This is a genomic window from Paenibacillus sp. W4I10, assembly GCF_030816325.1.
Lineage (GTDB): Bacteria > Bacillota > Bacilli > Paenibacillales > Paenibacillaceae > Paenibacillus > Paenibacillus amylolyticus_B.
Window position 1 is genome coordinate 5,023,580 of record NZ_JAUSXX010000001.1, and the last position, 13,171, is coordinate 5,036,750.

Genomic DNA, 13,171 nt, shown 5'->3' on the forward strand with positions numbered 1-13,171 from the left:
AATTTAGTTTATGTGATAAGCCCATTTTCGCAGACTGATTATTTTCCCAAAGCTGCACTGCACTAGGCTAAGATGACTCTCAACGCCTCACGACTCAGAACTGCCTGCCCCAATTCGGATAAACCATTTTCACACACTGCCTATATTCGTAAACGGGAAAAAACAGGAATATACGCTTGTTATCCTGCAAAAACAGTTGCATACAATCTCGGGCAGCAGAGAACTGTTCAACGAAAACAGGGCGAACCTCTGCAAGCCTGCTCTCCTGGTGGAAAGTGACTGCATGAAATTCACCCTGTGTTATCCTGATGATCTACAGACCTCAGATTAAGATCATAATTGCGTTACTCTTCGGGTTCTCGATGTTCTCGTTTCAAACGACGATAATCTCCTGGTGTAATGCCCGTTACCCGTTTAAATACACGTCCCAACGTAATTCCATTTGCATACCCAACCTTCAGGGCAATATCCTGCAGAGAGTAATCGGTATTGAGCAAAAGCTGCTCTGTCTCCTTCATGCGAAGCTCTGTAACAAAATCAACAAACTTCATGTTGAATTCTGTCTTGAACAAATAACTCGCATGTTTGCCCGTAATCTGGAATCGGTCGCTCAGATGTTTCAATGAAAGATCAGGATTCGCAAACTGTTCTTCGATATAATTTTTCATTTCATTGACCATGGCTTTGTAACTCTTGGTTTCCGTTACTGCCACATACGTTCTGAACATGTCCGTCAAACCATCGAACAAAAGACTTTTCACATCCGTAAGCGTCTCTGCCTCTTCCACAGCACTTAACCATCTGTTGATATTTTCTTCGGACAGCTCTTCCTGAAGCCCTTCCGACATCATGGACACCTCTCGGCTGAGCATCTGCAACATGGCCTGAATCAGAGAACGAATCTCGTCATCTGGCAGTTTGTTCTGTTCAAATGCTGTAAAGATCTCCTCCAACTGTTCCCGCCACTGTCCACTCGACATCCGGAACCGCTTAACAAAGTCCGCAATCATCTGCAGATAGGTATAGGTATCCAGCAAAGGATGCTGTGGTTCACCGCAGTCTGCTTGGCCGACATCTCCATTCATCAACAGTTTGCGTTGCATTACCGCTTCCGCAGCCATATAGGAATCTCGTATTGTACCGATTCCCTGAGCAAGAGGTCCAATACCAAAGCTTAAGGAAATGCGTAGATTTTGTTCTACCCATGATTTGCATTCTTCAGCTACAATACGAATCTGCCCAGACATGTCCAAGTTGCTATCATTCTGTTCTTTGAACACAAAAAGGATTGCAATTCGATCTACACTAATCCATTCCATCCAGCATTGTACTCCCGTATTACGTGACAGCTCTTGTAAAACGTTCATCAAGGCAAACTTCAGCGTATTTTGTTCACCTCTCGTGTACCTCTCCTGAAATCCCTTCTCATAACGGTTAATCTCTCCAACAACAACCACAAAGCGCGAGGAGTCATGCACGTCATTCAGTGGAGAGAGCTCCTTTAATTGCTCTGCTACATTTTCGATGTGTTCACCATGCAATAGGGCATTGAACAACTTGCTACGCTGCATGAGTACATTTTCCCTGCTTTTCTTGTCATAATCCATCATGTGATTAATCAGATTCTCAAGTACACCGTCAATCATCTTCATCTCATCCGTGCGAGCTCCCGAGTGTTCAAACGCCCGTATCTGATGAGACTCAATCCGGTTCATGATGATTTGAATGGGTTTATAGTTACGACGAGTAATATACACGATATACACAATCGCACAGATGACCGTCACAATGGCAATGATTACCCATACATAAGATATGACAGATACCCAGCCAAATAAGTTGCCGGCCTTAATTCCACTGGATATTGTCCAGCCCAATCTTTCTAGCGCTAGCCTATTCAGTTCCTGACCGTCTATCGAGCCCTCTTGGTCCGAGTGTGCATTATACACAACCTTACCGTCCCGATCCGTAATCGTCAGAAATGAGAGCTGACCATTAACCATACTATCTACGCTCTGTTCAATGCTGCTCATCTTGATATTAATGACCAATGTGCCCTGAGAGCCAAAAGGCAAAGGCATTTCCTTGTTCACGGTTAATACGCGAGTCGGGTTACGTTGAACAGAATCCGCATCGAATTCCCGGACTGGCTGCCAGCCTGAACCGATAGACCCGGTAGCCATCTGATCAATCCATGCCTTATCCGAGAAACTTTCCGCTTCTCTGGAACCACTTACGGTAAGAACATGTTTATTTCGCTTGTCATATAGATAGATGGATTGAATCCATGAGGACGAATTGGTTAACTCACGTAAATTCTGCGCAATTGCATACACCGTGTCCGAGCTGGTCAGGTTTGTGTTATTAAAATAGAGTTTGTATGCCTGCTGACTCTGTACCGTTTCCAGGATGGATAGTTCAATATCCCTGATTGTGCGATCCACCGTGTCTATCATATAACTGGAGGAGATCCGGTCTGCTTTTTTGGTTTCCTCTTTAGAGATGTCATTGATGAAAACAAACGCGATGAAAATGAGTATGGTCACCGTAAGAAAAAAAATTGGGAAATACGAGAACAGTAACCGGTAGTACCAATTACGAGACAATAGACCCCACTCCTCACTCCACGATGCCAATGTTCTCAGCCGTGGTTCTACTGTTCAGCATCCATCTCACCTTGAGGGCTGAATGCTATAATGATAACGCTATCATAACTGATTTTATGTTATTATAGCACAAGCCTCTGAGCAGCAATGCAAGAATTGAATTCCAAGAGCCAAAACAAAAAAAACCGTGCTGAGCAGACAACAACTCAGACACGGAACAGTTCATCTGGCAGCACACCGTTATATCCTCGATGCTCTAAATGCCAGAATCCTTAAACAATGTGGCCATGGAGCCACCATCCACAATAATGCGTACGGCTCGAGCCAGCATTGGCGCAACAGGTAACACTTTGAAGCATTCAGGGTGGTCATCTGGCAGTGCGATTGAGTCCGTAACTACCACCTCTTCAATTGACGGGTGATTCAACTTACTTACTGCCCCATCCGAGAACAATCCGTGTGTTGCACATACATATACATTTTTGGACCCGCGTTCCTTCAACCCTTCTACCACATTCAGAATGGTTGTTCCGGTGTCGATCAGATCCTCAATAATAATCGGTGTCCGTCCTTCTACATCACCAATGACATGGGTAATCACTGATTCATTATGGCTTGGACGTTTCTTGATCATAATGGCAAATGGGGAATCCAGGCGGTTCGCCAGCTTCTCTGCCATCGATGCTCGCCCCGCATCCGGGGATACTACAACAGGGTTCTCAATTCCTTTGCTTAACAGATAATCACTAATCAGATCCAGTGATGTCATATGGTCAACCGGAATGTTGAAGAATCCCTGAATGGCCGCTGCGTGCAGGTCGATCGTTACCACTCGATTGGCGCCAGCTGTCGTTAATACATCTGCTACCATCTTGGCCGAGATCGGTTCCCGTGGAGCGGATTTGCGCTCTTGACGAGCATAGCCGTAATACGGAACAATGATGTTCACAGTGCGCGCTGAAGCCCTCTTTGCGGCATCAATCATCACAAGCAACTCGACAAACAGCTCGTTGATCGGATGAGACAACGACTGTACCAGAAACACATCACAATTACGGATCGTTTCTTCATAATGAACGTATATTTCTCCGCTCTTGAACCTGGACAGCTTGATCTTGCCCAGTTGTACACCCAGCTTGTCACATACCTGTTCTGCCAGCTTAGGGTTCGATGAACCGGAAAAAATACGTAACGAATGCTGCATAATGCCCTCCCGAGGGTTGAAGTCCCTATATAATCCCTTAGCTAAAAGGTTATTTCCTACCCTCATTATACTCTACTGGCTTATACATTTAAAGGAATGAACGAGCGATGACGGCATTCAAAAACAGCGACTTCCGTACAGCCCAACTCATGCAAAAGTGCTTCAGCTTCGGGCAAATAATCCCCCAGCTTCAGTGGGTCATGTGCATCAGAGCCCATGGTTAATGGAATCCCCAAGCGAATGGCTTCCGTCAGCATTCTGCGACTAGGGAACATCTCGGCACAAGGCTTCGATAACCCGGAAGCATTCAACTCCATGGCGCAGCCACTTTTGGCAATAGCCTGCAGCGCTGCGTTCTCCAGTGAGATACGTTCTTCTGTCTGTTCAGCTGAAGGAACATAGCCAAACCGTTTAATGACATCCGTATGGCCCATAATATCGTACAGGCCCGTCGTAGCTGCCTTGCTCACGGCATCATAGTACTGACGATATACTTCAAGGATGTCTTTGCCCTCCCAGTGATGGGTCTGGCGGAAATCCGTAATGTCCCATTCGCCGAGAAAATGCACAGAGCCAATCACATAATCCCATGGATAACGCTCAATGATCGCACGGATCTCTGTTTCCCAGCCTTCGATATAGTCACCTTCCAGACCAACACGTACGTCAATCTGCCCACGGTAACGTTCTTTCAGGGAGAAACACTCCTCTACGTAACGCGGCAGTTCATCCATAGGCATCGCCATTTCCGGATAATATCGAGCCGGATCGACATGCAACAATGGCATGTGATCGGACAATCCAATCTGGGATAGTCCGATCTCCACACCACGCTGCACGTACTCTTCCAGTTTGCCAACGGCATGTCCACACCGCTCATGGTGTGTATGATAGTCTATACGCACGAAACTCGCCTCCTAATCGCGGCGAGGCCGTTCATGACGGCGGCTCAGCTCTGACATAATGTCGTCCAGCGGCAGCTTGCGCTCTTGTAACAGGACAAGCAGGTGATACATCAGGTCACTGACTTCCAGACGAAGCTCGTCATTATCTTTATTTTTGGCGGCGATGATCGTCTCGGACGCTTCTTCACCGATTTTTTTCAGTATTTTGTCTACACCTTTATCAAACAGATACGTTGTATATGCACCCTCAGGACGCTCACGTTCACGCTCTGCAATAACGGATTCCAATTCAGCCAATACCTCAAAGCGATTTTCGGAACCGGAACTTGCAGAAGCAGATGCCGCACCCGCTTCATCCGAAGCCTTGTCTGCCGATTTCTCTGGCAAACCAATGATTTCATTATGGAAACAAGTTACCGCCCCTGTATGGCAAGCCGGACCGTTCGGTTTCACCTCAACCAACAAGGTATCGCCGTCACAATCATATTTTAGGGAAGTAATCGTCTGCACGTTGCCAGATGTTGCTCCTTTATGCCACAACTCCTGACGCGAGCGTGACCAGAACCACGTCTCACCGGATTCAAGCGACAACTTCAGAGATTCGCGATTCATATAAGCCATCATTAAGACTTCCCGAGTATCCACATCCTGCACAATGGCAGGAATCAAACCATCACTCCAACGAATGTGTTCCACAACCTGTTCCAAGGACAACTGTTCCTTGATTTCATCGCTCACTTTAGTCACGGATCTCCACCCCTTGTTCTCTCAAATGTTGTTTTAACGCCGGTACGGCGATTTCTTTGTAATGGAAAATCGTTGCGGCCAGCCCTGCGTCCGCTTTGCCTGTAGTAAACACATCATAGAAATGAGATTCCTTGCCCGCACCGCCCGATGCGATGACTGGAATACGCACAGATTCGGATACCGCTGCCGTCAGCTTCAGATCAAAGCCGTCTTTTGTTCCGTCCGCGTCCATACTTGTGAGAAGAATCTCTCCCGCGCCCAAGCTCTCAGCCTGTTTAACCCATTCCAGCGCCTTGATCCCGGAGGGTTTTCGTCCACCATGTGTATAGACTTCCCACTCGCCCCAAGCTTCGTTATACTTGGCATCGATCGCTACCACGATACACTGCGAGCCAAAGCGACGTGCACCATCTGCAATCAACTGCGGATTAAGTACCGCGGCTGTATTCACTGCAATTTTATCCGCTCCTGCACGGAGAATCCGCTTCATGTCCTCTACCTTGGAGATGCCACCACCTACCGTAAAGGGAATAGCGATCTCGCCCGCCGTCTGCCGCACGACTTCTTCCATCGTTTCGCGACCTTCTACCGAAGCGGAGATATCGAGAAATACCAATTCGTCCGCGCCCTCGCGGTCATATAGTGCCGCCAGCTCTACCGGATCACCCGCATCGCGGAGATTAACGAAGTTGACGCCTTTGACGACCCGGCCGTCCTTCACGTCCAGACAGGGGATGATTCTTTTTGCCAGCATGCTACCTCTTCCTCTCTATCCGAATATCCCTTACTTATTTACCGCACGTACTGCTTCAGACAGATCGATGCTTCCCGTATACAGTGCTTTACCCACGATTGCTCCACCAACTCCATCATCCGCGTGGCGACTCAGACGAAGCAGATCATCCATTACACTCACACCGCCGGAGGCAATAACCGTCCGTCCGCTTGCCTTGGCTAGAGACACAATCGCTTCCACATTAGGACCCTGCATCATGCCATCACGGGAAATATCCGTAAAGATAAACGTTTCTGCCCCATATGCCGCCAATTCCTTTGCGAGTACCTCTGCTTGCACTTCCGATGTTTCAAGCCATCCGCGGGTTGCCACGTAACCATTTCGAGCGTCGATACCAATTGCCACTTTGTCGCCGTAACGTCCCAGTACTTCCTCTGTAAAAGCACGATCCTCAATCGCTGCTGTTCCAATGATCAGCCGGCTAACACCCAGACCCAGCAATCGCTCTACATCCGCTACCGTACGAAGTCCACCGCCCACCTGAACAGGTACGTTCACAGCCGAGGCAATCCGCCCGATCAGCTCATCGTTAACAGGATGCCCTGCTTTCGCACCATCCAGATCCACCAGATGAACGTATGTACCGCCTTGCTTCTCCCAGGATAGAGCCACTTGAACCGGGTCATCGTTATACACGGTCTCCTGATTATAATCTCCCTGCACCAGTCTTACACATTTGCCGTCCCGGATATCAATCGCCGGATATAGGATAAAAGATGACATACAAGGCCTCCTGAATATGAATTAGATTTGTACGCTTTCTATAGTTAAGAAGAGATGATGCTTTACCTTTGTACAGGTGCTCCTGTCAGAGCCAAAAAGTTGCCGAGCAGCTTCACACCAAGTTCTCCACTTTTCTCCGGGTGGAATTGCATGCCGAAGTTGGATCCTCTGCCTACAATGGCTGTCACCGGATGTCCGTAATCTGTTACCGCCAGCAGATCGTCCCTGTTTTCAGTAAGCGCATGATAGGAATGGACAAAATAGACGTGACCTGCCTCAAGCCCCGTAAATAGCGGGTTTTCCGCGTGCAGGAATTCCAAACGGTTCCATCCCATATGAGGAACTTTCAGCTCTCCTGGTGCAAAGCGCACCACTTTACCTGGCAAAATATCTAGTCCCTCATGCTCGCCATGCTCTTCACTTGAGCTGAACAACAATTGCATGCCCAGACAGATACCGAGCAGTGGCTTAGAACCGGCAGCAGCTTCCTTCACCACCGTATCCAGTCCACTCTCCCGCAGATGAACCATCGCATCACCAAAAGCACCTACGCCTGGCAGAATGACACCATCTGCGCCAAGAATCTCTTCCCGGTCACCCGTGACCAGCGCTTCGTAGCCAAGACGTTCGACCGCTTTGCCGACGCTGTGCAGGTTACCCATACCGTAATCGACAATTGCAATCGCCATCGTCTACAGCACTCCCTTCGTGGAAGGCACACCCGTTACACGTGGATCAATCATCGTTGCTTCATCCAGTGCACGTCCCAATGCCTTAAAGATCGCTTCAATCATGTGGTGGGTGTTCTGACCATAGTGCACAATGACATGTAACGTAATCCGAGCTTCCAGCGCCAATTTCCACAGGAATTCATGTACCAGCTCCGTGGAGAAACTGCCTACCTGTTGGGAAGGGTATTCTGCACGGTATTCAAAGTGAGGTCGGTTGCTCACATCAATAATGACCTGGGCGAGCGCCTCGTCCATCGGTACAAAAACACTGGCGTAACGCTTAATACCGCGTTTGTCACCCAACGCTTCTCGCAACGTCTGCCCCAGACATATTCCGATGTCTTCAACCGTGTGATGATCGTCGATATCAATATCTCCACGGGCCTGCACGTTCAGATCGAATTGTCCGTGCTTCGTGAACAGATCCAGCATATGGTTCAGGAAAGGTACATCCGTTTCAATCGTGGATTGTCCTGTGCCATCTACAGTAAAGGCCAATTGAATATTGGTCTCGTTTGTTTTGCGGTCAACCTCTGCTTGCCGCACTGCACCTTTGTTTTCAAGTTCCACACCATTATTTTGCTTATCCATTGTCCGATTCCGCCTTTCCTTCCTGTTCTAACCGTACAGCGATTGCACGGGCATGCCCTTCAAGACCCTCATGACGGGCCAACTCTATAATAGCCGCTCCGTTCTGCAGCAGCGCTTCTTTACTATAATAGATCAGACTCGATTTTTTGATGAAATCATCCACGTCCACTGGTGAACTGAATCGCGCAGTTCCATTCGTCGGAATAATGTGATTGGGTCCGGCAAAATAATCTCCTACCGGCTCCGAACTGTACGGGCCGAGGAAGATTGCTCCGGCATTTTCGATCCGGCCAGCGTAAGCCATCGGCTCCTGCACCATGATCTCCAGATGCTCCGGTGCAAGCCGGTTCACCACGTCGATTCCCTCATCGATGGAATCGACCACAATAATCGCGCCATACTGCTCCACGGAAGCAGCAGCGATATCCCGCCGCGGCAGCACTTCAAGCTGCCGCTGCACTTCGCCCTGCACGGCTTCCGCCAGCGTGGCCGAATTCGTGACGAGAATGGCCGATGCCATCTCGTCATGTTCCGCCTGCGACAACAGGTCGGCGGCGACGTACACCGGATTCGCCGTATCATCGGCGAGCACCACAATCTCACTCGGTCCTGCGATACTATCGATATCGACTGCACCGTACACCTCGCGCTTCGCGAGCGCCACGTAAATATTGCCCGGTCCACAGATCTTGTCAACCGGGGCAATACTCTCCGTGCCGTAAGCGAGGGCGGCGATAGCTTGAGCGCCGCCAACCCGGTACATCTCGCTCACGCCTGCTTCCGCAGCAGCAACGAGGATGTACGGGTTAATACCTTCGCCACCGTTCGTTGACGGTGGCGTCACGAGAACGATCTCCGGCACGCCTGCCACCTGTGCCGGAATCACATTCATCAGCACAGACGATGGATATGCTGCTTTGCCGCCAGGTACATAGACGCCGACCCGCTTCAGCGGTCGGATGACCTGGCCCAGCAGGCTGCCGTCCGGCTGCCAATCCATCCACGAATTGCGTTTCTGTTTCTCGTGAAACGCACGAATGTTGGCGGCGGCTTGGCGAATCGCCGTCACAAAGGATGGCTCCACGGCTGCATAAGCCGCCTGCAGCTCTTCCTGCGGCACGCGCAATTCTGCGGCCGTCAGCTTCGTGCGGTCCAGCTGCTCTGTGTAACGCAGCAGTGCCGCATCACCCTCACGGCGAATGTCGCTGACAATACGCCGTACCGTTTCATTTTGCTCCGGCGTGCCATACTCCACTTCCCGCTTCAGATCAAACTCCCGTGCAGGTACAATTTTCATGCGTACGACCTCCTTATCCCCTGTAATGCCTACTTATGGCCGATTCGTTTCTTTGTGTGTTTCTTACTCTTACTCTTACCTTGCTTCACATGTTCCTCATCTATGTTTCCAACGCATTAGTTTATCCCCGAATGCTTCCTGACGAAATCTCATTCGATGACGGAATGACCTGCTGAAGTGCATCACACAAAGCCTGGATTCGTGCGTTTTTCATCCGATAACTTACCCGATTCGCGATAAGACGGCTGGTGATGTCCAGAATACCCGTCATCTCCACCAATCCGTTCTCGCGCAGTGTCTGACCTGTCTCCACCAGATCGACAATCCGGTCTGCCAGACCAATCAAAGGCGCAAGCTCAATGGAACCATTCAGCTTGATCACCTCGACTTGCTGCCCCTGCTCCCGGAAATACTGTGAAGCAATCCTTGGATACTTCGTTGCAACACGTTGCTGGATGCCTGGCTTCCAGTCTGGAAGTCCGATCACAGACATACGGCACTGAGCGATTCCCAGATTCAACAGTTCGTACACATCCCGATCTTCCTCTAGCAACACGTCTTTACCAACAATTCCGATATCTGCAACTCCGTACTCCACATATGTTGGAACATCTACTGGCTTCGCCATAATGAATTCCATTCCAGCTTCCGGTACTTCGATGACCAATCTGCGTGTATCGTCCACGTCTTCTGGAATATCCAGCCCCGCTTCACGAAACAATTTGGAGGCTTTTTTATAGATTCGGCCCTTCGGCATGGCCACCTTCAGAATATCCGACATCTCAGCGTCCTCCTTCTTCAGGTCCGTAAGTAATAACCTGCTCAGCCTGAGCGTTTCTTGCTTCGACCGATACGGCACTTGCCCCAGCCCCGTCTTCAGGAAGAAGGAGTGTCACTACATTTTGTCCCATACTGCGTAATCTTGCCGCTTCTGTTAGTGCCTCGGCCCGACGTTTCGGGGTATATTGGATAAGTACCGGTTTTTTCTCTTCAATCGTAATGCCATGAACACCATCAATAATACGGTTCGTTTTCAGTGCAAATCCTGTAGCCGGCAATGAGCGACCAAACTGTTGTAACAGATTATCATACCGTCCACCGCTACATACTGGAGATCCCAGTTCCGCTGCATACCCTTCAAAGGTCATACCCGTATAATAGGAGAAATCACCGATCATCGTCAGATCAATCAGTACATGTTCGGATACACCGTACGCTTCCAACACTTCGAATACTGCACACAGATGTGCAATCGACTGTGCTGCTTCAGCACTTGAACTTAGCTCTACCGCATGTGTGCATACTTCCTTGCCACCGCGCAGACGCAGGATCGCTTCGAGCTGTTCTTTCAACTTGGGCTCCAGATTCAATGCTTCAATGGACTGGCGATAGCCTACATAATCACGTCCGAGCAGCCCTTCCTTCAATTGCTCCTGCTCCGTTGTCTGGCCTGGAATGACTTCCTCCAGTAACCCGTTCAGGAATCCCATATGGCCCATCGCTATTTTAAAAGAAGACACGCCCGCTGCCTGCAAAGAGGCAATCGCAAGCGCAACAACTTCTGCATCCGCCTCAGGTGAGTCGTCCCCTACCAGCTCCACGCCAGTTTGGAAGAATTCCGCCTCACGCCCAGCTTCCTCTTCAATAGAACGGAAAACGTTCGCATGATAGGATAAACGCAGTGGCAACTGCTCATCTTTGAGCATGGATGAAACTACGCGTGCAATTGGAGCCGTTAGATCCGATCTGAGTACCAGTGTGGTTCCCCGGCTGTTTAGCAATTTAAATAATTTGCGATCTGATGTAGAGCTTGCTACACCCACCGTATCGTAATATTCAATCGTTGGTGTGATGATCTGACGGTAACCCCAGCGTTCCATACATTCCAGTACATTGCGTTCAATCGTCCGCAGCTTGGATACTACATGTGGTGTATAGTCGCGAAATCCGGTTGGTTTTTCAAAACCTTTTGGTTTGGACATTGGTATTATTCACCCCGAGTCAGTAATTTAAGAGTTGTACTCGTTCTATTTCAACAGGATTTATGTAGTGTAAATCCCCATTCTATCTTATAAACCTTGAATCACAATATTATCGCATACGCCTTCAACTATTGGTTTAGTTCAATCTTTATCATGCTTCATTTCTCTAGGGATACTTTCACATGGTAAAGTGCTAACAAACTAAAGGATATGGGATATGATAACATGAAATCCGCACTACCGTCAACAATACCAAAGCTTGATTGCCCTTGGATCGACATATCGTTTTATATACACACCGTTACGCTCACAAAAGGGTATTTATATACGAAAAAAGCTGCCATAAGCAGCTTTTTACTTCAACCCATCTTCATTCATTACTTTATTGACTCAATGCACACTACCCTGAGAAGAATCATCCGTGTTAAAGACAGTTTCTTCCGTAGAAGCTGCCGCGCGGGATAAATCACGAAGTGGATTACCTCCAACAAAAGCTCCTGGTGCAACATCCTTATGTACGACAGCTCCAGCAGCCACAACGGCTCCGTCTCCTATTGTTACCCCGGGCAGAATCGTTGTATTGGCACCAATCAGTACATTTTCCCCGATAATCACCTCACCGAGCCTGTACTCCTTAATGAGATACTCATGAGCGAGAATCGTTGTGTTGTAACCGATGACCGAGTTTTCGCCGACCGTTATTTTCTCCGGAAAAAACACATCCACCATCACCATCAGGCCAAAGGCTGTGTGTTTTCCCACCTTCATACCGAGCATTCGGCGGTAAATCCAGTTCTTCACCGATAGGATTGGACAGTAGCGTGACAACTGGATCCAGATAAAATTACGAACGCCCTTCCACGGACTCACTGTCTTGTAGATATGCCAAAGTGCATTCTGGTCCTCTACCGGATAGCGGGTTACTTTTCTCATGAACGTCCCGTTTCAATATGGATGAGTTTCAACAAATCTCTCATGTCATGCAACATATGATCGGGACCATATCCGCTCAGGATTGTTTCTCCTTTAAGAGACCATGCAACCCCCGCCGAGAGCACGCCCGCATTCTGTGCCGATTGGATATCCACTGGACTGTCACCCACCATTAATGTTTTGGCAGGATCTGCCCCCAGTTCCGTCATAGCTTTCAGTACAGGTTCAGCGTGCGGCTTCGGATTCGTCACATCGGTCACTGTTACAATTGTCTTCATATATTTTAGTAGGTCAAAACGTTCTAGCACCTTTAATGTAGATGGACGAATTTTGGTTGTGACCACACCCATAACAATGCCCGCCTGATGCAGCGCCTCTACTACCTCAATGACATGTGGAAAAGGTCTAACCATCGCTTCATGATGAATATCATTATAAGCACGGTAACCTTTCACGTACTCGGAGACTTCCTCCTGGCCAGAGAAGGTGCGCATTTGCTGCTCCAGTGTGCCACCCATATGTGGAATGATCTGTTCCCGAGTCCATGGAGCTGAATGCTCCCATCCTCCCATGACATGCTGGAATGAGCTGATAATCAACTCATTGGTATCAATAATCGTTCCGTCCAGATCAAACAATACCGTGTCAATCATGTT

The 13,171-nt window shown here is 48.8% G+C and carries 13 protein-coding genes; all 13 read right to left on the reverse strand.

The window, feature by feature from the left end; genetic code table 11:
• Positions 1-344 precede the first annotated feature (344 nt).
• Complete coding sequence (locus tag QF049_RS22600; RefSeq protein ID WP_307540764.1) at positions 345-2,606, reverse strand: helix-turn-helix domain-containing protein; 2,262 nt, start codon at positions 2,604-2,606, stop codon at positions 345-347.
• A 256-nt stretch (positions 2,607-2,862) separates the two neighbouring features.
• Entirely contained in the window at positions 2,863-3,810 is a 948-nt protein-coding gene (locus QF049_RS22605) for a ribose-phosphate diphosphokinase (RefSeq protein WP_036616184.1), read from the reverse strand.
• A gap of 80 nt (positions 3,811-3,890) precedes the next feature.
• Positions 3,891-4,715 (reverse strand): histidinol-phosphatase HisJ, encoded by an 825-nt coding sequence (gene hisJ, locus QF049_RS22610; RefSeq protein WP_307540766.1) that lies wholly within the window; start codon positions 4,713-4,715, stop codon positions 3,891-3,893.
• Positions 4,716-4,727: 12 nt separating this feature from the next.
• Positions 4,728-5,453: a bifunctional phosphoribosyl-AMP cyclohydrolase/phosphoribosyl-ATP diphosphatase HisIE gene (hisIE, locus tag QF049_RS22615; protein ID WP_307543383.1), complete on the reverse strand. Its 726-nt coding sequence runs from the start codon at positions 5,451-5,453 to the stop codon at positions 4,728-4,730.
• Between the two features lies 1 nt (position 5,454).
• Positions 5,455-6,216, reverse strand: a complete 762-nt coding sequence (hisF, locus tag QF049_RS22620) for an imidazole glycerol phosphate synthase subunit HisF (protein WP_017691268.1) — start codon at positions 6,214-6,216, stop codon at positions 5,455-5,457.
• 30 nt (positions 6,217-6,246) lie between these two features.
• Positions 6,247-6,981, reverse strand: coding sequence for a 1-(5-phosphoribosyl)-5-[(5-phosphoribosylamino)methylideneamino]imidazole-4-carboxamide isomerase (gene hisA, locus QF049_RS22625; RefSeq protein ID WP_047841450.1), 735 nt, complete (start codon positions 6,979-6,981; stop codon positions 6,247-6,249).
• A 62-nt stretch (positions 6,982-7,043) separates the two neighbouring features.
• On the reverse strand, positions 7,044-7,670 hold the full coding sequence (hisH, locus tag QF049_RS22630) for an imidazole glycerol phosphate synthase subunit HisH (RefSeq protein ID WP_307540768.1): 627 nt from the start codon (positions 7,668-7,670) through the stop codon (positions 7,044-7,046).
• A gap of 3 nt (positions 7,671-7,673) precedes the next feature.
• Positions 7,674-8,303 (reverse strand): imidazoleglycerol-phosphate dehydratase HisB, encoded by a 630-nt coding sequence (gene hisB, locus QF049_RS22635; protein ID WP_197997954.1) that lies wholly within the window; start codon positions 8,301-8,303, stop codon positions 7,674-7,676.
• Entirely contained in the window at positions 8,296-9,600 is a 1,305-nt protein-coding gene (gene hisD, locus QF049_RS22640; protein WP_074092955.1) for a histidinol dehydrogenase, read from the reverse strand. Before hisD ends, hisB begins: the two co-directional genes overlap by 8 nt.
• Positions 9,601-9,721: 121 nt before the next feature.
• Complete coding sequence (gene hisG / locus QF049_RS22645; RefSeq protein WP_307540772.1) at positions 9,722-10,381, reverse strand: ATP phosphoribosyltransferase; 660 nt, start codon at positions 10,379-10,381, stop codon at positions 9,722-9,724.
• 1 nt (position 10,382) lies between these two features.
• Positions 10,383-11,582: an ATP phosphoribosyltransferase regulatory subunit gene (locus tag QF049_RS22650; protein WP_307540774.1), complete on the reverse strand. Its 1,200-nt coding sequence runs from the start codon at positions 11,580-11,582 to the stop codon at positions 10,383-10,385.
• Positions 11,583-11,972: 390 nt separating this feature from the next.
• Positions 11,973-12,515: an acyltransferase gene (locus QF049_RS22655; protein WP_036616162.1), complete on the reverse strand. Its 543-nt coding sequence runs from the start codon at positions 12,513-12,515 to the stop codon at positions 11,973-11,975.
• Positions 12,512-13,168 (reverse strand): pyrophosphatase PpaX, encoded by a 657-nt coding sequence (ppaX, locus tag QF049_RS22660; RefSeq protein WP_307540776.1) that lies wholly within the window; start codon positions 13,166-13,168, stop codon positions 12,512-12,514. Before ppaX ends, QF049_RS22655 begins: the two co-directional genes overlap by 4 nt.
• Positions 13,169-13,171 lie beyond the last annotated feature (3 nt).